We start from the raw sequence: 21,781 nt of genomic DNA on the forward strand, positions 1-21,781 counted from the left end.
CTTTTGCTTGTCGTGTCTTTCAAGGCGCTTGCGCTTTTCTTATCTGTCAACTTTTCAACATTTGCTTTCTTAATTTGTAATGGTTTCTGCCACTTCGTTAAACGTCATGTCTGATGTCAATTCAAAGGTTCCAATTTGAACGTATTGACTATAATCATTTTCCTCTAAATACTGGTTAAACTTACTTGCGCTGTCAATAATGCTGTTTTCTTCTAATTTAGAGCTTATAGAAGAAGAAGATGCCAGGCCAGGTTCTATTTTTAAAGAGAAAGTTTTTACTTCTTTTTCCTGTGTATTTTCAGCTTCATTTGGCTGGTCTGTTTGCTCATCATTCTTATCTTTTTTTTCAGCTTCTGTTTTATCTCCTTCCTTATCTTTAGGATTGTTTTTTACAGAAAGAGAAATGTATTCCTTATCACTTAATACTTGCATCCCTTCTTCTTCAAGGGTTGCAATCATCTCTTGTTGAGAAATATTCGTCATTTTGTCTTGGGGCTTATCAACATAAAGAACGATAGCCAATAATAAGATACCAGCTGTGAATAGGCCTATTGAGAATGCTCGAACGGGTTGCCTCATAATTATCTCCTTACTAATAAATTAATAGTTTCGTAGTATTAACTGAACGTCGTATGTACTTAATTTAGTTAACTCCGTAATCTCTTGAATGGAATAGCCTTTTTCGTGTAACTGAATAATTTTCCGATCTGCTTCAGAGGATTGGTTATCATTCTGAAATAAATCATCTGTGAAATCGTTTGATAGCAATTCTTCTTCAAGAATTTTAATTTTCTTTTTCATTTGATACGTATCTTGCATAGTTGACATAGAATACTGTTCCAATTGATCTTCTAAATCCTTAAACTTATCATTCATTAAGAATGATATAATAAATAAGACTACAGCTACTATTAAAATTGTTGAAATTGCATAAATCATATTGTACCTCCATTTCATATACAATATTATTTATAACATAGAAATAGAAAAGATAAAACTGAAATATTTATTTTGTATGATTCTTGATTCATTCGTATATATCTGATATTATAATTAAGTCTGACACGAAATTATAGAATCTACAAAGCAGTTTTATAGTTTGGAGGGAAAATCATGCGAGTAAACATAACTTTGGCTTGTACTGAATCTGGTGAACGTAATTATATTACAACTAAAAATAAGCGTACTAATCCTGGACGTATAGAGCTTATGAAATATTGTCCACGTCTTAGAAAGCATACACTTCACCGTGAAACTAAATAATGATTAACGTAAAATAAAACTCTTATCGCGAATAGATAAGGGTTTTATTTATATTTTAGCCAATAGAAAAGGGGATTTATTTATATGGACAAATCTCAATTACGAAATAAGGCAATTACATACCTTAAATCTTTATCGGATGAAAAAAAACTATCAATTGAGGAAAAACTTACCAATCAATTAGTCCAATCAAATCTATGGAAAAAGTCATCGTCTATTGGGATTACCATATCACAAGGATTTGAGTGGAATACAAAAGAAATTATTGAAACAGCCTGGAAAGAACATAAACAGATATCCGTTCCGAAATGTGATCCAGCAAAAAAAGGACTTACCTTTTATCAATTGGAAACATATGAGCAATTAGAGGTTGTATATTATAATCTAAAAGAACCAAATCCAAAAAACGCACAAATTACAGAGAAAAATCAAATAGATTTATTAATTGTACCAGGTTTAGTTTTTGACCAAACTGGATACAGAATCGGGTTTGGTGGTGGCTATTATGATCGTTTCCTAAAAGGCTTTTTAAATTCAACGGTTTCTTTAGTAAGTAACAAACAACTAATACAGGAAATTCCTAGAGAAGCATTTGATCTTCCAGTCAATCATATCGTTACCGAAACTGGAATTTATCAGTAGGAGGTAGACAACTTGGATTCGAATCGCTATTCAAGGCAACTATTATTTAGTCCTATTCAACAAACTGGGCAAGAAAAGTTACAAAATAGTAGTGCACTCGTGGTTGGAGTTGGGGCACTAGGTACAGTTATATGTAACCATTTAGTTCGAGGTGGTATTGGTAAAATCCGGATAATTGATAGAGATTACGTAGAGCTGTCTAACTTACAACGACAAATGTTATTTGATGAAAAAGATGTAGAGGAAGCATTACCAAAAGCGATAGCAGCCAAAAAAAAGTTAGAAAAAATAAATGGGTTAACCGAGATAGAATCGATAGTTGGGAACGTAACTGCTGAGAATGTGGAGGAACTAATGAACGGTATGGACGTAGTTCTGGATGGAACGGACAATCTTTCTACCAGATTTATACTCAATGATTGTTGTTTTAAACATCGGATACCTTTTTCTTACGGTGGTGCTGTGAGTTCAAGGGGGATGAACGCATTTTTTTTTCCAGGAAAAACACCGTGTTTGCGTTGTTTATTTTCGGAAACATCGACTGGTGGACAAACATGTGATACCGTTGGCGTTATTGCTCCTATCGTAGACATGGTCTCCTCAATGCAAGTAACGGAAACAATAAAATATCTTACTGGTAACGAGAAGGCACTAAGAAATACACTTCGCACGTTTGATATATGGTTTAATCATCAGTATGATATGAAGATGTCAAAACCTAAAAAAAATTGTCCGACTTGTCAAAAAGAGGAATATCCTGCGCTTAAGAAGCGAGTGAAGGGTCTAGAAACTGTGCTTTGCGGAAGAAACAGTGTGCAAATCCACCAAAAAACATCATTAGACTTAAAAAAATGGCATGATCAACTAAAGAATGTAGCATCGGTTAAGGTAACACCGTTTTTGCTTAAGGCAGAATTCACCCAAGGTATGACGCTCGTTCTTTTTTCAGACGGTCGCGTTCTTGTTCAAGGAACAGAAGACATTGTCATTGCCAGGTCTTGGTATGACCGATATATTGGTTCATAATGCATAAATAAGTGGGCTCCTGAAAAAACTAAGAACACTATAAAACAGAAATAGGGTGTTCATATGAGAATTGTATTAGTAGTTGGAGTTGTGCTTTCAGCGATGTTAGCTGTCTACAAATGGCGCTATAAATTAGTAAATATGATTTTGGCAGTAAGCGTGTTACGAAAATTAGGAGTAATGATAACCATGAATATGCCAACTATCAAAAATAAAATCCTTTCAAACATATTTACAAAAACATCAAATGGATAAAAGCGCAAGCGCCCGAATAAAGGAAGGCCGACTAATATCGGCACGTCCTCGAAAAAGAAACTCGCTTTTCCTTCCTGCGATGCATTTCGGGGAAGCTTTCCTTGTCTTGTGCCAAACGTCGGCACAACCTGTCTCCTGCAGGCTGCCGTATGACTTGTGCTCATGCAAGGGATAGTTCGATGTTGCTCACGCTTTGTGGCGGTTTTAATCGAACATTCCTTCCGTATGAGATTAGATGAACTTGACTTATCGCAAGTGATAGCGAAGTCAAAGTGAATCTTATAGCTGTGATAAAGTGAAAAGGAAACACGAAGAGCGTAGGCGATTAAGGACGTTCAACTATTATTGAACTGTTCTCGCAAAGAGGATAATGAAGGGAACCAGGCAATGGGTGCTGGAGCTGGATAAGCTGAATATTATTCAAGGTAGTTGTCCCCATTGCAACTACCTTGTTTTATTGAAAAAGATATTTTTAACAAGAAAATAAGTGCGAGTTTTGATATGATGGTCATTAGGGAGGAAAATCAATGTACGTAAATGAACAACATATCATGTATAAATTAGCTCAACAGCTAATTGAAATAGAAAAATTTGAAATCGTAGATATGGATGAGCATAAGGAAGAGATTTGGTTAGAGAAAGATATAAACAAAACCTCTTATGTCATTCGACTTGTACATAAAGAGTTTTATTGGATGAATGATTTGAAAAAGGATATTGCCTTAGCTTTTCAACGGACAAAAGCAATAAGACGTATGTTGACTGGAAAACATATTGAAGTGAAAAATGTATATGTAGCAATGCAAGCCCCAGTGGGGGAGTGGGAAGCATTGAAGAAACCAATGCAGTTGAAAGAGCGTAAGCCGATTAAAATGAAAATTTATTACCTAGATGAGAAAGATATTTATGAAGAGACGGAACGATTAAATCATGATTTAAATTTTTCGTTAGAATTAACGACTAGCGACCAAACTGATCAGGATAAGATGGCTGAGTTAGAATATTTAAAAGATAAATTAGTCAATAAACTTACATCAAAAAGAAAAGAAATTAAAAACGTTTTCTCCCATGGAAAACCCTTTCTAACATATTTTTTACTGGCAATTAATATTATTCTATACGTCTTACTTGAATTTAATGGAGGGAGCACTTCCACTGAAACATTAATTAACTATGGAGCCAAGTATAATCCCGCCATAATAGATGGGGAATGGTGGAGAATTATCTCTTCAATGTTTCTACATATAGGGCTGTTACACATAATTATGAACATGCTAGCTTTATATTACTTAGGAGCAATAGTTGAGCGGATATATGGTTCCGTTCGATTTTTGATTATTTATATGTTGGCTGGGGTTGGAGGAGGACTTGCCAGTTTTGCATTTACTACAAATGTGTCAGCTGGAGCTTCTGGTGCCTTGTTTGGATTATTCGGGGCATTATTGTTTTTTGGAGTGATGAACAAAAAACTGTTCTTCCAAACGATGGGGAAAGGAATCTTTTTTTTAATCGGTTTTAATTTAATTTTTGGATTCTCAATCCCGCAAATCGATAATAGTGCACATATTGGCGGATTGGTTGCTGGATTTGTTGCCTCTGTAATTGTATGTTTACCAAGAAAGAAAAAAATTGCTTACCAACTTTTTGCGATTATTTGTTATCTAGTTATTGTAAGTGGTTTAGTTGCATTTGGTATACAACAGAACACGAATAGTGCAATGTTTCAGTTAACTAAAATAGAGGAATTATTAGCAGAAGATAAGTACGATAAAGTTGTAAAGATTGCTACAGAGGGGCTAAAGGATCCTGATGACCTAGCTGCTGCGTTATTGTTTCAACGGTCCTATGCAAATATAGAGTTGGGCAAAGCATCAGTAGCCATAAATGACCTTGAAAAAATTGTTGCAATGGATAGTGGAATGCCAGAAGCATTCTATAATTTAGCCATGTTGTATGGGAATCAAGGTGAAAACCAAAAGGCTGTGCAAGCTGTAGAAAAAGCATATAAATTAAAGCCAGATGATGATTCATACATCCAATTGTATGAACAAATTACGGGGAAAAGTGTTAACTAGCAAGAACGTCCTACAGCAGATAATGCTATAGGACGTTTTTTTTATGGATATTGTTGAATAAGTCTTTCTTTCTTACCATTAAGTTCGAATAATACTAGCAGATGTTTCTTATCTTTGGCAAATAATATAAGAGGAACATAACTAGACACTTGCTCTTTTTCATACGTAATGGGGACGATATAATTTTTATATAACCCCTCCCATAATTGTCCGATTATTTGATTGGTCTGTGATTGAGAAAATGAAGGTAATGAGTCTGTGTTATATCGATGTAATGCGGTAAGGGGAACGATCAGATAGTCTTCTTTATTTATTTGAAAGTGATTAACTAGATCGTTCCAATGATAAAGCAATGTTTGTGTTGTTTGGCCTGCCAGTCCTTTCTCCCATTTAACATCCTTGTTCGTTTCTGGTTTATGAAAAGAGTGAATATCAGAAGATTTATTTTCGATTACATACAATTCGTCATAACTCATTTGCTGTATGCTCTTAATGGATCCGTTTGGATAATGGAGTTCACCGTGATGATAAGAAATCGTTTGGAAATAACTTGTCCTTTGTGCGTTGATACTTTCCATTAAATTGATGGTGTTTTCATCTTCTTTCCATTTGCTTAACGCACCCAGAAGTTTCCCATTTGTAAAAAGTAGTGAAACGTCCTGACGTAAATACATGCTTTTGTCACTTATAGAGAGTGAATTCCATGTAACAGTATATTTCTTTTGACCAGCTTCGGTTTTTATTTTCAAACTAGTTTGTGCTTCTGAAAAGTCAGTCTCTTGATCTAGAGGAAAATAACTAATGCTTGGAATGGTGTTCAATTTAGCCTGGTATAAAAAAGCTATAAAAATACCCAGGATAAAAATAATGGTCAGTGCTAAATATTTTTTCATATCGTCATCCTTTGAAATAGGTTTGTCTTGTTAAAATTTATGAGTTGGTTTAAGTAAATATGCATAGGAAGGCTGCATAGGAACACAATAACTACATAAATTCTTATAAAAAAGCGGGGTGACGGAATTGGAAACTGAAAAACAACCTCTATTTCCTACATATCAGGAAAATGTAGATTATTTGCATAAGCAATTGGGAGTCGATGAAAGCTTTGACGTTATTCATTTAAATTTAGAATATGCGGGACGTAAAATGTCGCTATTTTTAATTGATGGGTTTGCCAAAGATAAGATTTTACACTATATCATGAAATTATTTGCAAAGCTTAAACCAGAGGATTTAGATCCAGATCCATTGAAAAAGCTACTTAAAACATACGTTCCATATATAGAGATTGGTCATAATAAAGATCTAAATAAAACGATAGATTTAGTTTTGGGTGGACCTACTGCACTAGTTGTGGAAGGAATAGACGAAATTATCATGATCGATGCCCGGACATATCCTGTAAGGGCACCAGCGGAACCTGATTTAGAACGTGTCGTGCGTGGATCACGCGATGGGTTTGTGGAAACAATCGTTTTTAATACGGCTTTGACACGTAGAAGAGTACGTGATAAATCTTTACGAATGGAGTATCTCCAAATCGGTAGAAGGTCAAAAACCGATATTGCTATATGTTACATTAGTGAAATAGCAGACACGGAACGAGTGAAAAAATTAAAAAAATCGCTTGAAATGATTGATACGGATGGATTACCTATGGCCGAAAAAACAGTTGAGGAATTTATAAGTGGCCGTCACTGGAACCCATACCCAACAGTTCGATACACAGAACGCCCCGATACTGCAGCAGCACACTTATTTGAAGGTCATATATTAATTATCATTGACGGTTCACCAAGTGTTATGATAACACCTGCAACTTACTGGCATCATTTACAGCACGCAGAAGAATATCGGCAAAAACCGTTAGTAGGAGCTTATTTACGAATGGTTCGTTTTATTGCAGTAATAGCATCAATATTTATTTTACCGCTGTATTACTTATTTTCAACAGACCAAGGTCTCTTGCCGGCAAACTTGGATTTTATCGGCCCTGCTGAAATGGGTACGATTCCAATATTTCTGCAGTTTTTAATTGCGGAAATAGGAATTGATATGCTTCGAATGGCTTCCATCCATGTCCCCTCATCGCTTGGGACAGCACTCGGACTTGTTGCAGCGGTTTTAATGGGGCAAGTTGCTGTTGAAGTGGGAGTATTCTCGAATGAAGTTGTATTATATCTGGCAGTAGCCGCTATTGGAACATATGCTACACCGAGTTATGAACTTAGTTTGGCTAATCGGTTAGTACGTATCTTTTTATTAGTAATGACAGCTGCTTTTGGAGTCAGTGGGTACGTGATTGGAATTACGGTTTGGCTTTTACATCTTGTCCGTACAAAATCATATGAGATTGCTTATCTCTGGCCTTTTTTACCGTTTTCTTATCGCGCATTTCGTGATATTTTCATCCGTGTTCCTATACCTTTAAAAAACCGAAGACCAACATTTTTGAACCCTCAAGATCCAGATAAGTAATCTGTCTGGACCTTGAGGTTTTTTTGTTTCATGGTATAATACAAAGGTTAAAGAAGCGATTAAATCAACCTAAATTATTTGGAGATAAATATGAAAACAGTTCATGATGTGAGACAATTATTGAAGAAATTCGGAACTTTCATTTACATAGGGGATCGATTAGCTGATCTGGAGTTGATGGAAGAGGAAGTAAAGGAATTATATAAGAATGCGTTCATAAGTGTACAAGAATATCAAATGGCAACTTTAATTCTTAAACAGGATGCAAGAAAAACACGTGATGAAAAGGGTGCTGATCAGTAATGGACATGGTATTAATCGGAATTGACATTGGTGGTACAACCATAAAAATTGGTTTTTTTACACAAGAGGGAATCATATTGGAAAAATACCAGATACCGACAAATAAAAGTGATAGTGGTAGTCAAATCATACCTGACCTAGTGCAATCAATAAATGAAAAAATAAGAGATTTAGCCCTGAACAAGGAAAATATTATGGGAATAGGGGTTGGTGCCCCAGGTTTTATAACAGGGGGGTCAGGGTTGGTTGAAGAGGCTGTAAATATCGGATGGAAAACAGTGAATCTGGGTAGTGAATTAAGTGAACAATCACAATTACCAGTCTTTGTAGGTAATGATGCGAATCTGGCTGCGCTCGGAGAAAACTGGAAGGGCTCAGGCAATGAAGCGAGAAATTTTGTAGCCATTACACTTGGTACAGGTGTAGGTGGTGGTATTATTGCAAATGGTCAGCTTCTAAGTGGGGTTAATGGTACTGCTGGAGAAATCGGACATATAACAGTAGATCCAACCGGGTATCCATGTAATTGCGGAAAGAATGGCTGTTTAGAAACAGTTGCATCTGCGACGGGTATTACCAAACAGGCTATGGAAGTCATTAATGTTAGGCCACAAGGTAACTTGTCTGAACACTTTCACAGGCAAGGTAATATTACTGCTAAGGATGTGTTTGAGCTTGCTGGAGCAGGGGATCAAGATAGTCAGCAGATCATTAGTCGAACAGGGGATGTTCTTGGTCTGGTCCTGTCTACCATTGCGACAATCGTAAACCCCTCAAAAATAGTGATTGGTGGAGGGGTTTCCAAAGCGGGAAAACCATTACTAGATGCCATTCAACATTCGTTTAATAGCTATGCTTTAAAACGGCTGACAAACGTGTGCAGCATTGAAACGGCACAGTTAGGAAATGACGCCGGGATTTATGGCGCAGCATATTTGGTGAAAGATAAGCTGGTTAATGAAAATTAAGCAATTTGGCACTAATAAAAGTGAGTTTAGTAAATATATATTAAGGTATTGTAAAATTAAATGAAACTTTTTTTACAAATTATTCGTCATATACTGTAGAGTGAAATAATATATATATGGTTTGTGAATCTTAGTATAGGGTATTTAAAAAGATAATAATTGAAAACTGAATGTGTTTTTTTGTGTAGGAGGGGATTCAAAATGAATTTTAAACGAACCAAAATTCCATTGTATATAATCGCGACATTATTATTTGGATTGAAGACATATATTGTCTATCGATTTTTCTTTAGTATCGAATTAGACAATTCCATGCAAGAGCTAATCTTATTAATTAATCCATTTGTATCTGCATTTTTAGTTTTTGCGGTTAGTGTCTGGTTTACAAAAGAAAAACGCCAAATGAAATTCGTTCGTTATACAGCGTTAATTGGTACAATCATTATTTATATTAATGTGGTCTTTTATCGATCGTTTACAGATTTCATTACAATTCCACAATTATTCCAAGCTAGTAATTTGGGGGATTTAGGCGGCAGTATTTTAACGCTAATAAAACCCTATGACTTATTATTACTAGTAGATGTAGCAATCATCTGGTATCTGAGTAAGAAGCAACCAGAAGTAATGAAGGTAAGCTATCCTAGAAGTGGGAAAGTTTTTGCGTTAGCTATGTCATTAATGTTATTGGCGGGAAACTTTTTTCTTGCGGAAATGGAGCGTCCGCAATTATTTACACGAGCATTTGACCGTGAATATTTAGTTAAAAATATTGGCTTGTTTAACTATCATATTTATGATTTAGCCGTTCACTCAAAAGTGAAAACACAGAGAGTCTTTGCTGATGGAAATGAACTACCTGAAATAAAGGACTATATTAAAACAGAAATTAAAAGCAACGAGAAATCAAAAATGTTTGGTGTTGCAGAGGATAGGAATGTAATTTTTATTTCCGCAGAATCCGTACAAAACTTTGTTATTAACAATAAGGTTAATGGGGAAGAAATTACACCTTTTTTAAACAGTTTAGTTGAAGATGAAGATACCTATTATTTCGATAACTTTTATCATCAAACACAACAAGGAAAAACATCTGATTCGGAGTTTTTAATGGAAAACTCTTTGTATCCATTACCACGTGGTGCAGTGTTCTTTACCCATGGACAAAATGAATACCATGCGTTACCTGAATTGTTTAATGAAGAAGATTATTATACTTCTGTGTTTCATTCAAATAATAAAAGCTTTTGGAATCGTGACCAAATGTACGATAGCCTAGGGTATGACCATTTTTATGGGCAAGAAGCATATGAGGTAACAAAAGAAAATTCTATTGGTTGGGGACTTAAGGATAAACCGTTCTTTGAGCAATCTATTAAGTATTTACAAACAATCGAACAGCCATTTTACACAAAGTTTATTACACTGACAAATCACTTTCCGTTTCATCTAAGTGAAGAAGAAAGGACCATTGAACCGTTTAATTCAAATTCGAATACACTAAATAATTATTTTCCAACCGTTCGTTATACGGATGAAGCTATCGAACAATTTTTCCAACAACTTAAAGATGCAGGGTTGTATGAAAATTCCATTATTGTCATCATGGGTGACCATTATGGAATTAGTGAAAATCACAACAGAGCCATGAGCCAGTATTTAGATAAAGAAAAAATAACACCTTATGATCATGTTCAGTTACAACGCGTGCCGTTCTTTGTTCATATTCCTGGGAATGGAGATGGAAAGGTAATGTCGCAGGTAGCAGGACAAATAGATATTAAGCCTACACTCTTGAGCTTATTAGGTGTAGAAGCGAAAAATGATATTCAATTCGGGAATCGATTGTTCATTGACGATAGAAAAGGATATATTGCTTTTAGAAATGGAGATTATATTAGCGATGAGTACGTTTCTACAAGTGGAATTTGTTATAATCGAGAAACTGGGGAGCCAATCTATCAAGATGAAGAAGAGTTGACTCCTACTGAGAAAAAGAATCCTTGTACGGATATTCAGGATAAGGTAGAAAAGGAACTTGGATATTCAGATGATATTATCTACGGGGATCTTTTCCGCTTTATCAATTTTGATAAGAACAATAAATAAAAAAAGAATAGTGCAGCTTTTACGTTAAAATAAAACAAAAACAGCTGATTCAATTTTGATAGTTGAATCAGCTGTTTTTATATATTTAAAAAAGCTAACTTTATGAAGTTAGCTTTACCAATTAGGCAGTTATTTCATGAATAATTGTCATGATGGAGAAAAAACCAAAGGCCAAAACAGATACCGCTGAGAATCCTAGAGCAAATAAGTTTTTAGCTTTCATTTGTTTTACAGTGGAAACAACACTTAGTATTGCAACAATAAATAATAAGATCCCTAAAATCATGTTATTTTATCCTCCTTGCTTGCATCTTATAATTGCTATTGTAATTGCGTTTGTATTATTATGTAACTAATCGTTAACTCTTATTTATTTTATAGTAAATTAATGTATTTGTCGAGGATTATCGGGCTTATTTTAGGAACATTACAAAACAAAGAGGGAAAGGGTAGTTTAAATGAAAATTAAAAAAATGTCACTTGGTCCACTCGGTACCAATTGTTATCTTATTTACAATGATAGAGATGCGCTAGTAATTGATCCAGGTGGTGACGCAGATTTAATAATTGACTTTTTCAAGGAAAAATCCTGTACACCTAAAGCAATTTTGTTAACGCATGCACATTTTGATCATATAGGTGCAGTCGATCAAGTGAGAAATACATATAATATTGATGTTTATTTACACAGAAATGAAAAGGATTGGTTAAGCGATTCAAAATTAAATGGTTCTATTTTATTTACACCGGAACCAATTTCGATTAAAAGTGCCGAACACGATTTGGTGGAAGGTGGCATGCAAATTGAGTCATTTACGTTCGATGTTTTACATGCGCCCGGACATTCTCCAGGTAGTGTTTGTCTGATCTTTAAAGAGTCTGGAATCATTATCGGTGGCGATGTACTGTTCAATCAAGGAGTTGGCCGCACGGATTTGCCGGGAGGGAATATGGAACAATTAAAGGAAAGTATTCGGACGAAATTGTATACATTAGACAATGGCCTGATTGTTTACCCAGGACATGGATCCGAAACAACGATAGGTAGGGAAAAACTGCATAATCCATTTATAACTGGCTAACGATTAAAAAACCCTGCATCAAAAATATGTAAGCAGGGTTTTTTTCTTAGTGCCCAAATCCAGGTACTAATATGAAATTTGAATACCATGTAAAACCAACCATAAATACAGTACAATAAGCTCCGAATAAGTACATATACATGCGCTCAGATAATTTTAAGTAACTTACTGTAAGGAAAAATACCGTTTGCACTAGGAATAATAATGCGGTGTTATTCATATCTCCAATAACAAACATTACTGTAAAAATCCCTGTCCAAAAGGCAAGCACACGAAACATCCGATCCATGCCTTCCCCTCCTTTAGATAACCTTATCATAGTTATTATAAACGACAATTTAGATATTGTAAATAAATCTTATAAAAATAAAAGTTATACTCTGTTCATTAATAGTTTGACCTGAATTAGTGTCATTATTCATTTTAGTTTGCATTGTCAATTGACATATGGTTAGCAACAGCAAAAACCTTCTTATCAGAAGTATAGATGTAAAATGCTAGTTCATAAACATCTTCATTACGTGTATAAGAAATTTTTACATTACCATCAGGAAATGAGTATTGGACGGTTCCATTTGTTTGATTAAGTGAAGAAATTTCATTTTTAAATTTTGAGCGCCCCGCTTGAAACAGTGTATCTATTTTCAATTGTGTAATTTCATTCTTTGTGATGTTTAATTCGTTGTGATAAATAGAAACATTTGTGCTGACAAATAGAAACAGAAGTGCCGCTATTAATAGTACTAAGGGAAGAATAAATCCTTTTTCATTATTTATAAAAGGTGTACTTTTTCTCATAAACTATCCCATCCAATGTAGTAATGCTAGTTTTTATACCATAGGATATTTCTTCAAAAGAAAGGCTTTTGATATCTCTAATAACGACTTCATGCCCAGTACCATCTACTTGACGTCTAATGATATCCTGATATTTTTCGTAGGTTACCGTTGTACCATTAGATGTGTTTAGTGATATGGCCTGATTACTGATTGTATAATCTGTTGAACGGATTAAATCATCACGCATGAAATGGAAAAGTTGATAAAAGGATAAATCTGTATAATTCGTGTTATAAGTTAGTGACTTTGTTATATATTCAAGAAATGGAACAGTAATGAAAAGAATGGCTATAGCCAGTAACATTGATAATAAGGTGAATCCTTTCTGGTTAACTAACATACCCGAACAGGCAGGATTTTTCTTTCTCACTTTTAACATTAGTCCATTCTACACATCCTTGCATTAAATCATTTATAATTGTGAAATGAAAATTAAGTTGCCTATTTTTAAATTGTTTTATATAGTCTTTTGGTAAATCAGTATTATTCCACATCGTTTGTTGTAATTCGTCATAAAGGGTGGTAACAATCGCTATTCGATCAGATAGCTTTTGTTGCTCTTTTTTAAGTTGTATGGAAATCGGAAGGACAGTAATAATCAACATGGTAACAATCCCAAAGGCAACTAATACTTCAATTAATGAAAATCCATTAGAGTTTTTCAATATAACACCTGCCTTTACCTAATGGGAAAACGATTTTATAAGATGATTTGTTTGTTGTTAAATGTAAATTACCAGGTTGTCTAATTGTTCCATTACCGTTAAAGGAAATTACCCCATCTTCTTGGTATGTGCGCAGATCAAACTTCCATTTGGCGGGTATACTACGACGAATTAAAATCTCATCTCCATGCCCATTCGTAATAATATAGTTGTCTGTGTTAATTCTCATCCCTATATAGTCTGTTGACAGGTATGAAATACTTTGCATATACAAAATATCGTGTTCAAATGTGGTTAAAAATTGTTGTTCCTTTTGGTTCTCTAAAATGGAAACCTTTATGGGCGCACTAAGTAAAAGTAACAGTGAGAGAACACCCATAACAAAGATCACCTCGATTAGTGTAAAACCGCTTTTATTTCGCATGATATACATCACTCTAATTTAATGGTTCTGTTACAGTTCCATCAGTTGGACTATAGGTTAATGCTTTACCGCTTTTACATGTCTTTTGTTCAGTTGTTATATAGTTGTCTGCTTGTAAAGTTTCCAATGAATCAGGATAGGATCCTTTGTCCAGGTAAAACGCTTCTACCTGTGTTTGAACAACCGCTACTAATGCTCCACAGCCTTTTGCATAAACATCCTTACTTTTGTCGCTTAAGTTAGGTACAATTAATATAATCAAAACGGATATGATCATAAGCACAATTAACATTTCAATCAGTGTAAAACCTTTTTGATTTTTAAACATGATAAAACCTCCATTAAATTGTTTGGATAAGCTGAAACATTGGCCACATTAATGTGGTATAAATTAATACAATAAAACCAGCTAATAAAACAAAAAATACTGGTTGTATATAGGTAATGGCTTTCGTGACTTTGTGATTAAGCTCCTCTGTTATAATCCCAGCGTAAACCTTTAAGTCTTTTTCTAGTGCATGAGTATCAGCATTTTTTTGAAAAATATGTGCGATTTGTTTTTCTAATAAAGAGGTTTGGGATAGTAAATAGCTTATGTGGTGACCTCGGTTTAGCTCGTTTGTCATTAAATTGGAATAATAGGAAAGAATAGGGAGCTGTTTTTGATTAGACATGATGGCTAAAATGTCTTTAATCGATATACCGGTTTTTAATAAGGAACTAAAATGTGTCGCGAACAAGAAAGAGGTTTGTATCCTTTTATAATTTCGATAAATTGGTAAGTGTTGATATATCTTAATCTGGTTTTCAATGCTAATTTTGTGTCGGATAAACTTCCATACTAAAAGTGAAATAAATAGGCTGAGAACGCTTATCCAAATGAGTGTTCCAAACATATCAATTACCAAAAGTGATACTGATATGGTAGAAGATGTTTCATTATGAGTGGAAAACAGGTTGGAAAATGAAGGTAGAATAGAACTTTTAATGAAATAAAGCAGTACAGAAAAAATAATAAGAAGAACCAGAGGATACCGAATGGTTTGTTGGAATTTAGCAGTGAATTGAATTCTTTGCTGGAACATTTCCATACACTTTTCTATACTTGCTTGGATATCACCATTCACTCGAACAAAATATAGATAGGTAGTAATTGTTTGATTAAAGGATGCCTGTGCAAATGCTTCGTCTAGTGTTTTTCCATTTTTAAGTGCTTGAACAATGATGGTTGTGGGCTCAATCATTTGCTTGTCCCATTTCATAACATCTAAAGCTTCAAGTAAACTATAGCCATTTTTTAATAACCGTAAAAGGCGGGACAGGTATAACAATTGGGTTTCTTTCTTTAGCTTGATATGTTTAGATGGAATTAAAAAAATCTTCTGAGATAAATCCATACATATATGCCTTCCTCCTTAAATTTTCAAAGGATTGGAACGTGGATATTTTGTTCACGTTTTGTCCTTGTATAACCCGATCGAGTATGTTGCTGTCTAATAATTCCAGAATTGCTGCCCGCCTGGAAATGGATTGATTCACTTGAATAGGCAATAACTGTAAAGCCGCAACTGCAATAAGGGATTGTTGTAAATCAGTTACTTTCAATCCCATTTCAAGTAATCGGTGGATGGTTCCTTCCGCATTTTTTGCGTGCAGGGTGCTCAATACTAAATGGCCAGTAAGTGATGCATCAAACGCAAATTTGGCAGTTTCCTTGTCCCGAATTTCTCCAACCATTATAATGTCTGGATCATGTCTTAAGGCAGCCTTTAATCCAGCCTGATAAGTAATGCCAGCTTTTTCGTTTACCTGCACTTGTAAAATATTCGAAATTTCTTTCTCTACTGGATCTTCTAATGTGATGGTTTGATAAGACTCTCCTGCAAGGATTGTTTGGAGTAGTGCGTATAATGTGGTGGTTTTTCCACTTCCGGTTGGACCTGTGAGTAGAATGATTCCTGAACGGTTTTTAATCCATTCTCTTAACATTTTAAGTTGGTAAGGAAAAAGGAAAAGTTGTTCTAAGGTTAGAATTTCATCTTGTGGTAAAATTCTAATTGCGAGGCTTTCCATATGGTTAACTGGAAGAGTGGATAACCGAAGTGCATAATGCTGCGATTGAACACTATACGTAATAATTCCATTTTGCGGTTTGCGTATTTCACCAATATCCATTCCAGATGTAAACTTATAGTAAGTGAGTAATAACTGATAGTGCGTTACATGTATTGTTCGATGGAAAACTCGTTTACCATGAATTCGGAAGTAAATATCGGTATGATTTGGATATGGATAGAAATGAATGTCTGATGCAAGTGCTTGAAAAGAAGATAGTAGCAGTTTTTCAGAGAGGTTAGCTGCGGAGTTCAATGACGTATCACCTCCTTATTTTTTTGCAACAAAGTATACTATTCGACAACATTTGGCAAACTCCTTCTTTTTTTTTAAAAAATTTTAAAGGAATGATAAAAATGAAAAATATATATTTAATTGGCTTTATGGGAAGTGGCAAAAGCTCTGTAGGAAAGAGTTTAAGTATCCTTTTGAATTACAATTATGTAGATACTGATACTGTAGTTGAAGAAAAACATCATAAAACAATCGTTGATATTTTTTCACGGGAAGGAGAAAGTAAATTTCGTATATACGAGACAGAAGTATTACGTGAAGCACCTGCTGAAAATTGTGTTGTTTCAACGGGAGGCGGTATTGTAGAGAATCAAATGAATGTAGAACAAATGAAGAATACTGGTATTATCGTGTATTTAGAAACTTCTTTCTCTGAAATAGATGAGCGCTTAAAAATGGATCTATCGCGACCATTATGGACTCAAAACAAGCAGAAAAAGAAAGAACTATTTGAAAAACGTGTAGACTTGTATCGAATATGTGCAAATGTGACTGTGATAACAGATGATAAATCATATCATGATGTTGCTGCTGAGGTTGTAAGTTACCTAGTAAAGGAATAAAACTCATAAAATACGCCATACTATATGTAAGAGAGGTTGTTCAAAAAGTCACCAAATGATAAATGGCGAATTTCTTTGTTACTGAGTTTTTCTGGTCCTCACGTATTAAAAGCATAGAGGAACTTCTACTAATACCGTCCACGTCCTGTGGACAATGTAGAAGTGAGCACATCGTGCACAAGTCCGGCTCTCAAAATCTTCGCGCCTTGAACTTCTTGTTTCTAATTTGCCGACTTTTTGAACATATACTAAGAGGTGATTGTAATGAGTGGAAATGATTATATTAAGTATCTTACAGGTCGAATCATTACCTATTTAGATTTATCAACTGATGAGAAAAAAGAGCGGCGGAAAAAGCATCAAACATCCCAGCATGCTTTATCAAATCGGTGGTTAGGGATGGTACCTTTTGCAATGAAAATGTTTTGGAAGAAAGCGAATTAGTAAGCTGTTTTTATAGACAGCCTACTAATTCTTTTTTTGTACTTTGAGAAGGTAAAGTAATAAATCTAGGCACTCGGCTTAGTTCTTGTAGGTAAGCCAAAGCTTTCCTGTTCTAATGGAAATCCTCGGTTAAATAGAAAATACCTCCATTTATTACCTTATAGTTAACTTTTGGTGTATAGCGTTCCTTCATATCATCAATCTCTCTTTGCATGTGCTCATTATTTGCCTCATCGTCTGCACTATTTGTATAGAAGTGCTCAATTAAAGCTGTTTCATCTTCAAGGGTTTGTAATGATTCATCTGCCCATTGGTGTGTCTGATTGTTAATATAATCATCCAGCACATTTTCTATTCGATGAAAACCACTTTCCATTTTAATGATTGGTGCAATGGTATAGCAATAGTCGTCAATAGCAGGTTTAAGCGTTATGTTTTGTAACAAGTGCATCATGTCTTTATACATCAATCCCTTGATTAAATGTAGACCAAGCGATACAATTTCGTCCTTATTTTGTTTCCCTTGATAGCTAATTTTAATATTAACAACCAGCCACGGGTATAATGCAGTCTTTTTGGTTGTTGATTGATCAGACTGAAAAAGCCTTGTATAGCGTTCATGATCTACAAGGTTTTTTAGAATTTGTTGTAAACGTGGACTTCCAAAATGAATCCAGTCTCCTTTTCCATCACGCTTATCGGGATTTGTAATTAGGGTAAGGGTCGTTGTTTCTCCTTCTCTTCCCATATTTTTTATATAATGCCAATAAAAAGGTCTATTCATCAATGCTTTATCAATTTCTTCTGTTAGCTTAACTTCTAATACACCATCTTGGTTTTTTTGTATATGACAATGATGTGCGGTGAAATAGTCATGTAAGAACGTGTTTAAGTTCTCAATTGCCATATTGCTGTTCCTCGCTTTCTGTGTGGTCTGATGTACTTTCTATAATGGAAGAAAGATTATTTAGTTTGATTCTGGTTTCACCCTCAGAGGATGATTCAGCAAAGATTGTTTGTATTTCCTTTTCCATGTCCTTGATGTTTAATTCAGCAAGAATAGCGTCTAAATTTCCAATGACACGTTCGAATAAGTTAATTTTTTCATATAACAAACTCATAATATGTTCTTCTACGGTTTCTTTTATTGCTAAATTGTAAATAAATACATCACTTTCCTGACCATATCGATGAATTCGTCCGATACGTTGTTCTAAGCGCATTGGATTCCAAGGCAGGTCATAATTAATTAAGTTGTGACAAAATTGAAGGTTAATTCCTTCCCCACCAGCTTCAGTTGCAATTAATACTTGGGCATGGTTTTGAAATAATTGTTTCATCCAGTCTTTTTTCCCTCGTTTAAAGCCACCTCTAAATGGAACAGATGTTATACCATGTTGTTGTAGTGTCCATTGCAAAAATAATTGAGTAGAACGATATTCCGTAAAAATAATAATTTTTTCGTCCCCAATTTTTTTTACAAGCTCAACTAATTTTTGTGCCTTGCTATGATTTGGTAATTGTTCGATTTTAGAAAGAATCGGTTCAAATGCTGTTATTTCAGGCGATTTTTCTTGCATTTTTTTCATTGATAAATAACAAGCTTCTCTCGAGGAGCACAATTCTCTTTGTAATGTTATTTTCGTGAATCCTGGTAATTGTGCGGATAAATTATTTAATTCATCATATGCCACGCGCTCTTCATCTGAAAAAGGAATCCAAATGGTATCGATATGACGTTTGACCGTATTTAACTCTGTGTTTGTTCGGGTATTTCTTACCATTACTTGTTGGATTAGCTGTTTTAAATACTTATCTTCTTTAATTTTTTTTCGATCTGTACCGTATCGTTCTAAAAACTCTTCATAATTTCCCAAGTAACCTGGTTTCAAAATAGAAACCAGATTAAAAATATCGGACAGTTTATTTTGCACAGGTGTTGCGGTCAACAAAAGACAATACTTTTTCTTTAGAGACCTGACAAATTCATAGTTTTGTGTTTTATGGTTTTTTAATTTATGTGCCTCATCTATAAGAATAAAGTCAAAATTCAATTCGGAAATTTGATCACGATGCTGATCTCTTTTTGCGGTATCAATAGAAGATACGATAACGTCACATTGATCCCAAGCATAATTTTTTCGAAAAGAAACAGCTGGGATATAAAATTTATCTTGTAATTCCTGGACCCATTGATTTACTAATGATGCTGGAACTAGAATGAGTACCTTTTGAATTAGGCCTCGTACCATATATTCTTTTAAAATTAACCCAGCTTCTATCGTTTTTCCTAACCCGACCTCATCAGCCAATATTGCCCTTCCGTTCATTTGTTCAATGACCTGTTTTGCGCAATCAAGTTGGTGGGGGAGAAACTTCACATGAGGTACATACTTAAGTGAACGCAATTCGTTGAATGTTGGTGTCATTGTTGTTAGTTCAGCCTGATAAGACATTTGAAATAGTTCCCAAGTGGAAAAGGGACCATTTTGTTCAAATGTGTTACTTAAGTCATTTATAAACGCATTATCTTTTTCTATATGTATAGAATTCATGAATAATCTTCCTTTATCAAGAGTTGTATTTTTTATTTGAAACTTATGAAAAGTTTTGTATTTAATCCAAGCAATTGTATGCTATAATGAAAAAAATAAATAGATTTTTCGCGACTAATGGTACATAGTATAACCAATTAATACTTTTTTCATAAAGCGAATGAATACAAGGGGAGAGTTTACTGATAGCGTTTATCTATTAGTAACGCCGAAGGAGCAAGCAAACGTGAATCTCTCAGGCAAAAAGAACTCTTGTAGGACGCAACTCTGGAGAGCGTTTACTTATAGGATGTTCAAAAAGTCACCAAATGATAAACCTCGAATTTCTTCGTTGACTTGTCTTTCCGGTCCTCATGTAGGAAGAACACAGAGGAACTTAGTCTACCTTGTTTCTAACTTGGCAACTTTTTGAACACGTACTTAAAGTGAACCACCAACGAAGCAAGCATTTTCACTGAATAATAAATTCAGTTAGATGTGCAACTTTCTGGTTTAAGGACAGAGATTTCCTGGTATCAGTGAAATCTCTATTTTTTTATGGAAAAAAAAGGGAGTGAATCAAATGAGTGAGTTAAAACAAACGCCAATATTTCCTGAATATAAGGAATCTGGGGCAAAAACAGTTGACTTTGGTGGATGGGATTTACCAGTTCAGTTTTCTGGAATTAAGCATGAACATGAGGTAACACGTACAAAGGCTGGTTTATTTGATGTGTCACACATGGGAGAAATTATCGTCCAGGGAGAACATAGTTTAGATTTTTTGCAGCGAGTATTAACAAATGATGTATCAAAACTAACTCCGAAACGGGCTCAATATACCATTATGTGTTACCAAAATGGTGGAACAGTAGATGATTTAATTGTTTATATGTTAGAAGAAGACAATTATTTATTAGTTGTAAATGCAGCCAACACGGAAAAAGATTTTGCTTGGTTAAAAGAACAAAATAGGGAAAATGTAACGATTGATAATGTATCTAAAGATTATGTACAGCTTGCATTACAAGGGCCAAAAGCAGAAGCGATCTTGCAATCTGTCACAAAAACAAATCTAAGTGATATCAAGTTTTTCCGTTTTGAAAATCCGGTTTATTTTACAAACATTGATGCTGGTGCAATTGTTTCTAGAACAGGATATACGGGAGAAGATGGGTTTGAAATATACATCGATGCAGCAAGTGGCGTGAATTTATGGAAATTGCTTTTAGAAACTGGTAAAGAAGAGGGTCTTGAAGCTATTGGACTTGGCGCACGTGATACATTACGATTTGAAGCGAAATTGGCTTTATACGGACAAGAGCTATCAAAAGATATTACACCTATTGAAGCTGGTCTAGGTTTTGCTGTTAAGGTGAAAAAAGAAGCTGACTTTATTGGGAAAAGCGTCTTAAAAGAACAAGTGGAAAATGGGGCGGAAAGAAAGCTTGTCGGCATTGAAATGATTGATAAAGGAATTCCACGCCATGACTATGAAGTTTTTGTGAACGAGGACGTGAAAGTTGGTTTTGTAACATCTGGTACCCAATCACCAACATTAAATAAAAATGTAGGATTAGTGCTTATAAAAAGTGAATATGCAGAAGAAGGAACGGAAGTAGTTGTGCAGGTTCGAAAGCGTAAACTAAAAGCAAAAGTGGTAAAAACACCATTTTATCAGCGTGAGAAATAGGAGGGATT

27 protein-coding genes and 1 riboswitch are annotated in these 21,781 nt (G+C 34.6%); of the genes, 13 read left to right on the forward strand and 14 right to left on the reverse strand.

Annotation, left to right across the window (positions count from 1 at the left end; genetic code table 11):
- Window positions 1-69: 69 nt before the first annotated feature.
- Window positions 70-579 (reverse strand): hypothetical protein, encoded by a 510-nt coding sequence (locus AC3G7N_RS06900; RefSeq protein ID WP_489421411.1) that lies wholly within the window; start codon window positions 577-579, stop codon window positions 70-72.
- 21 nt (window positions 580-600) lie between these two features.
- Window positions 601-939, reverse strand: a complete 339-nt coding sequence (locus tag AC3G7N_RS06905; RefSeq protein WP_489421412.1) for a hypothetical protein — start codon at window positions 937-939, stop codon at window positions 601-603.
- Window positions 940-1,113: 174 nt separating this feature from the next.
- Here AC3G7N_RS06905 and rpmG point away from each other — a divergent pair, with 174 nt between their 5' ends.
- From rpmG to AC3G7N_RS06930, 5 genes are all read left to right on the forward strand, one after another.
- Window positions 1,114-1,263 (forward strand): 50S ribosomal protein L33, encoded by a 150-nt coding sequence (rpmG, locus tag AC3G7N_RS06910; RefSeq protein WP_089532079.1) that lies wholly within the window; start codon window positions 1,114-1,116, stop codon window positions 1,261-1,263.
- 84 nt (window positions 1,264-1,347) lie between these two features.
- Complete coding sequence (locus tag AC3G7N_RS06915; protein WP_489421413.1) at window positions 1,348-1,905, forward strand: 5-formyltetrahydrofolate cyclo-ligase; 558 nt, start codon at window positions 1,348-1,350, stop codon at window positions 1,903-1,905.
- 12 nt (window positions 1,906-1,917) lie between these two features.
- Window positions 1,918-2,931, forward strand: coding sequence for a ThiF family adenylyltransferase (locus AC3G7N_RS06920; RefSeq protein ID WP_489421414.1), 1,014 nt, complete (start codon window positions 1,918-1,920; stop codon window positions 2,929-2,931).
- Window positions 2,932-2,994: 63 nt separating this feature from the next.
- Entirely contained in the window at window positions 2,995-3,186 is a 192-nt protein-coding gene (gene yqgO, locus AC3G7N_RS06925; protein ID WP_489421415.1) for a protein YqgO, read from the forward strand.
- 527 nt (window positions 3,187-3,713) lie between these two features.
- Entirely contained in the window at window positions 3,714-5,261 is a 1,548-nt protein-coding gene (locus AC3G7N_RS06930; RefSeq protein ID WP_489421416.1) for a rhomboid family intramembrane serine protease, read from the forward strand.
- 41 nt (window positions 5,262-5,302) lie between these two features.
- Here the strand turns inward: AC3G7N_RS06930 and AC3G7N_RS06935 are convergent, their stop codons facing one another.
- Window positions 5,303-6,154, reverse strand: coding sequence for a hypothetical protein (locus AC3G7N_RS06935; protein WP_489421417.1), 852 nt, complete (start codon window positions 6,152-6,154; stop codon window positions 5,303-5,305).
- Between the two features lie 127 nt (window positions 6,155-6,281).
- Between AC3G7N_RS06935 and AC3G7N_RS06940 the strand changes: the two genes are divergently transcribed.
- The 4 genes from AC3G7N_RS06940 (at window position 6,282) to AC3G7N_RS06955 (ending at window position 11,119) form a co-directional block, all read left to right on the forward strand.
- On the forward strand, window positions 6,282-7,739 hold the full coding sequence (locus AC3G7N_RS06940; protein ID WP_489421418.1) for a spore germination protein: 1,458 nt from the start codon (window positions 6,282-6,284) through the stop codon (window positions 7,737-7,739).
- A 90-nt stretch (window positions 7,740-7,829) separates the two neighbouring features.
- Window positions 7,830-8,042: a YqgQ family protein gene (locus AC3G7N_RS06945; protein ID WP_489421419.1), complete on the forward strand. Its 213-nt coding sequence runs from the start codon at window positions 7,830-7,832 to the stop codon at window positions 8,040-8,042.
- Window positions 8,042-9,010, forward strand: a complete 969-nt coding sequence (locus AC3G7N_RS06950) for an ROK family glucokinase (protein ID WP_489421420.1) — start codon at window positions 8,042-8,044, stop codon at window positions 9,008-9,010. The genes AC3G7N_RS06945 and AC3G7N_RS06950 overlap by 1 nt, the downstream gene beginning before the upstream one ends.
- Window positions 9,011-9,211: 201 nt before the next feature.
- On the forward strand, window positions 9,212-11,119 hold the full coding sequence (locus AC3G7N_RS06955; RefSeq protein ID WP_489421421.1) for an LTA synthase family protein: 1,908 nt from the start codon (window positions 9,212-9,214) through the stop codon (window positions 11,117-11,119).
- 121 nt (window positions 11,120-11,240) lie between these two features.
- On the opposite strand, the gene AC3G7N_RS06960 is transcribed toward AC3G7N_RS06955, so the two are convergent.
- Complete coding sequence (locus AC3G7N_RS06960; RefSeq protein WP_489421422.1) at window positions 11,241-11,405, reverse strand: DUF2759 family protein; 165 nt, start codon at window positions 11,403-11,405, stop codon at window positions 11,241-11,243.
- 172 nt (window positions 11,406-11,577) lie between these two features.
- Here AC3G7N_RS06960 and AC3G7N_RS06965 point away from each other — a divergent pair, with 172 nt between their 5' ends.
- Entirely contained in the window at window positions 11,578-12,201 is a 624-nt protein-coding gene (locus tag AC3G7N_RS06965; protein ID WP_489421423.1) for an MBL fold metallo-hydrolase, read from the forward strand.
- 46 nt (window positions 12,202-12,247) lie between these two features.
- Here AC3G7N_RS06965 and AC3G7N_RS06970 read toward each other — a convergent pair whose 3' ends face one another.
- The 8 genes from AC3G7N_RS06970 to comGA all read right to left on the reverse strand — a co-directional run bounded on the left by AC3G7N_RS06970 (window position 12,248) and on the right by comGA (window position 16,500).
- On the reverse strand, window positions 12,248-12,490 hold the full coding sequence (locus AC3G7N_RS06970; protein ID WP_089532091.1) for a DUF2626 domain-containing protein: 243 nt from the start codon (window positions 12,488-12,490) through the stop codon (window positions 12,248-12,250).
- A gap of 134 nt (window positions 12,491-12,624) precedes the next feature.
- Entirely contained in the window at window positions 12,625-12,999 is a 375-nt protein-coding gene (locus AC3G7N_RS06975; RefSeq protein ID WP_489421424.1) for a hypothetical protein, read from the reverse strand.
- Window positions 12,971-13,381 carry a competence type IV pilus minor pilin ComGF gene (comGF, locus tag AC3G7N_RS06980; protein ID WP_489421425.1) on the reverse strand — a complete coding sequence of 137 codons (411 nt, stop codon included), beginning with the start codon at window positions 13,379-13,381 and terminating at the stop codon, window positions 12,971-12,973. The genes AC3G7N_RS06975 and comGF overlap by 29 nt, the downstream gene beginning before the upstream one ends.
- The gene (locus AC3G7N_RS06985; protein ID WP_489421426.1) at window positions 13,371-13,706 is read right to left on the reverse strand and encodes a prepilin-type N-terminal cleavage/methylation domain-containing protein; all 336 of its coding nucleotides are present in this window, start codon (window positions 13,704-13,706) and stop codon (window positions 13,371-13,373) included. Before AC3G7N_RS06985 ends, comGF begins: the two co-directional genes overlap by 11 nt.
- On the reverse strand, window positions 13,693-14,130 hold the full coding sequence (gene comGD, locus AC3G7N_RS06990) for a competence type IV pilus minor pilin ComGD (RefSeq protein ID WP_489421427.1): 438 nt from the start codon (window positions 14,128-14,130) through the stop codon (window positions 13,693-13,695). The genes AC3G7N_RS06985 and comGD overlap by 14 nt, the downstream gene beginning before the upstream one ends.
- Window positions 14,131-14,143: 13 nt before the next feature.
- Window positions 14,144-14,458, reverse strand: coding sequence for a competence type IV pilus major pilin ComGC (gene comGC, locus AC3G7N_RS06995; protein ID WP_489421428.1), 315 nt, complete (start codon window positions 14,456-14,458; stop codon window positions 14,144-14,146).
- Between the two features lie 13 nt (window positions 14,459-14,471).
- Window positions 14,472-15,527 carry a competence type IV pilus assembly protein ComGB gene (comGB, locus tag AC3G7N_RS07000; protein ID WP_489421429.1) on the reverse strand — a complete coding sequence of 352 codons (1,056 nt, stop codon included), beginning with the start codon at window positions 15,525-15,527 and terminating at the stop codon, window positions 14,472-14,474.
- Window positions 15,490-16,500, reverse strand: a complete 1,011-nt coding sequence (gene comGA / locus AC3G7N_RS07005) for a competence type IV pilus ATPase ComGA (RefSeq protein ID WP_489421430.1) — start codon at window positions 16,498-16,500, stop codon at window positions 15,490-15,492. Before comGA ends, comGB begins: the two co-directional genes overlap by 38 nt.
- Window positions 16,501-16,601: 101 nt before the next feature.
- On the opposite strand from comGA, the gene AC3G7N_RS07010 reads away from it, so the two are divergent.
- Together AC3G7N_RS07010 and AC3G7N_RS07015 are read left to right on the forward strand one after the other, a co-directional pair.
- On the forward strand, window positions 16,602-17,102 hold the full coding sequence (locus tag AC3G7N_RS07010) for a shikimate kinase (RefSeq protein WP_489421431.1): 501 nt from the start codon (window positions 16,602-16,604) through the stop codon (window positions 17,100-17,102).
- Window positions 17,103-17,366: 264 nt separating this feature from the next.
- A complete protein-coding gene (locus AC3G7N_RS07015; RefSeq protein ID WP_489421432.1) occupies window positions 17,367-17,546 on the forward strand; it encodes a YqzE family protein in 180 nt (59 codons plus the stop codon).
- Between the two features lie 112 nt (window positions 17,547-17,658).
- Here AC3G7N_RS07015 and AC3G7N_RS07020 read toward each other — a convergent pair whose 3' ends face one another.
- Entirely contained in the window at window positions 17,659-18,453 is a 795-nt protein-coding gene (locus AC3G7N_RS07020; RefSeq protein WP_489421433.1) for a YqhG family protein, read from the reverse strand.
- A complete protein-coding gene (locus AC3G7N_RS07025) occupies window positions 18,443-20,101 on the reverse strand; it encodes a DEAD/DEAH box helicase (protein ID WP_489421434.1) in 1,659 nt (552 codons plus the stop codon). The genes AC3G7N_RS07020 and AC3G7N_RS07025 overlap by 11 nt, the downstream gene beginning before the upstream one ends.
- 160 nt (window positions 20,102-20,261) lie before the next feature.
- A riboswitch (glycine riboswitch) is annotated at window positions 20,262-20,363 on the forward strand.
- A 300-nt stretch (window positions 20,364-20,663) separates the two neighbouring features.
- Here AC3G7N_RS07025 and gcvT point away from each other — a divergent pair.
- Window positions 20,664-21,773, forward strand: a complete 1,110-nt coding sequence (gcvT, locus tag AC3G7N_RS07030; protein ID WP_489421435.1) for a glycine cleavage system aminomethyltransferase GcvT — start codon at window positions 20,664-20,666, stop codon at window positions 21,771-21,773.
- Window positions 21,774-21,781: the final 8 nt, after the last annotated feature.

The sequence above is a fragment of the Virgibacillus carmonensis genome, from assembly GCF_057836705.1.

What these genes read in the sequence shown, in the direction of transcription:
- AC3G7N_RS06900 (WP_489421411.1), bottom strand. Translation starts at nt 579, where the DNA reads ATGAGGCAACCCGTTCGAGCATTCTCAATAGGCCTATTCACAGCTGGT.
- AC3G7N_RS06905 (WP_489421412.1), bottom strand. Translation starts at nt 939, where the DNA reads ATGATTTATGCAATTTCAACAATTTTAATAGTAGCTGTAGTCTTATTT.
- rpmG (WP_089532079.1), top strand. Translation starts at nt 1,114, where the DNA reads ATGCGAGTAAACATAACTTTGGCTTGTACTGAATCTGGTGAACGTAAT.
- AC3G7N_RS06915 (WP_489421413.1), top strand. Translation starts at nt 1,348, where the DNA reads ATGGACAAATCTCAATTACGAAATAAGGCAATTACATACCTTAAATCT.
- yqgO (WP_489421415.1), top strand. Translation starts at nt 2,995, where the DNA reads ATGAGAATTGTATTAGTAGTTGGAGTTGTGCTTTCAGCGATGTTAGCT.
- AC3G7N_RS06930 (WP_489421416.1), top strand. Translation starts at nt 3,714, where the DNA reads ATGTACGTAAATGAACAACATATCATGTATAAATTAGCTCAACAGCTA.
- AC3G7N_RS06935 (WP_489421417.1), bottom strand. Translation starts at nt 6,154, where the DNA reads ATGAAAAAATATTTAGCACTGACCATTATTTTTATCCTGGGTATTTTT.
- AC3G7N_RS06945 (WP_489421419.1), top strand. Translation starts at nt 7,830, where the DNA reads ATGAAAACAGTTCATGATGTGAGACAATTATTGAAGAAATTCGGAACT.
- AC3G7N_RS06950 (WP_489421420.1), top strand. Translation starts at nt 8,042, where the DNA reads ATGGACATGGTATTAATCGGAATTGACATTGGTGGTACAACCATAAAA.
- AC3G7N_RS06955 (WP_489421421.1), top strand. Translation starts at nt 9,212, where the DNA reads ATGAATTTTAAACGAACCAAAATTCCATTGTATATAATCGCGACATTA.
- AC3G7N_RS06960 (WP_489421422.1), bottom strand. Translation starts at nt 11,405, where the DNA reads ATGATTTTAGGGATCTTATTATTTATTGTTGCAATACTAAGTGTTGTT.
- AC3G7N_RS06965 (WP_489421423.1), top strand. Translation starts at nt 11,578, where the DNA reads ATGAAAATTAAAAAAATGTCACTTGGTCCACTCGGTACCAATTGTTAT.
- AC3G7N_RS06970 (WP_089532091.1), bottom strand. Translation starts at nt 12,490, where the DNA reads ATGGATCGGATGTTTCGTGTGCTTGCCTTTTGGACAGGGATTTTTACA.
- AC3G7N_RS06975 (WP_489421424.1), bottom strand. Translation starts at nt 12,999, where the DNA reads ATGAGAAAAAGTACACCTTTTATAAATAATGAAAAAGGATTTATTCTT.
- comGF (WP_489421425.1), bottom strand. Translation starts at nt 13,381, where the DNA reads ATGTTAGTTAACCAGAAAGGATTCACCTTATTATCAATGTTACTGGCT.
- comGD (WP_489421427.1), bottom strand. Translation starts at nt 14,130, where the DNA reads ATGCGAAATAAAAGCGGTTTTACACTAATCGAGGTGATCTTTGTTATG.
- comGC (WP_489421428.1), bottom strand. Translation starts at nt 14,458, where the DNA reads ATGTTTAAAAATCAAAAAGGTTTTACACTGATTGAAATGTTAATTGTG.
- comGB (WP_489421429.1), bottom strand. Translation starts at nt 15,527, where the DNA reads ATGGATTTATCTCAGAAGATTTTTTTAATTCCATCTAAACATATCAAG.
- AC3G7N_RS07010 (WP_489421431.1), top strand. Translation starts at nt 16,602, where the DNA reads ATGAAAAATATATATTTAATTGGCTTTATGGGAAGTGGCAAAAGCTCT.
- AC3G7N_RS07015 (WP_489421432.1), top strand. Translation starts at nt 17,367, where the DNA reads ATGAGTGGAAATGATTATATTAAGTATCTTACAGGTCGAATCATTACC.
- AC3G7N_RS07020 (WP_489421433.1), bottom strand. Translation starts at nt 18,453, where the DNA reads ATGGCAATTGAGAACTTAAACACGTTCTTACATGACTATTTCACCGCA.
- AC3G7N_RS07025 (WP_489421434.1), bottom strand. Translation starts at nt 20,101, where the DNA reads ATGAATTCTATACATATAGAAAAAGATAATGCGTTTATAAATGACTTA.
- gcvT (WP_489421435.1), top strand. Translation starts at nt 20,664, where the DNA reads ATGAGTGAGTTAAAACAAACGCCAATATTTCCTGAATATAAGGAATCT.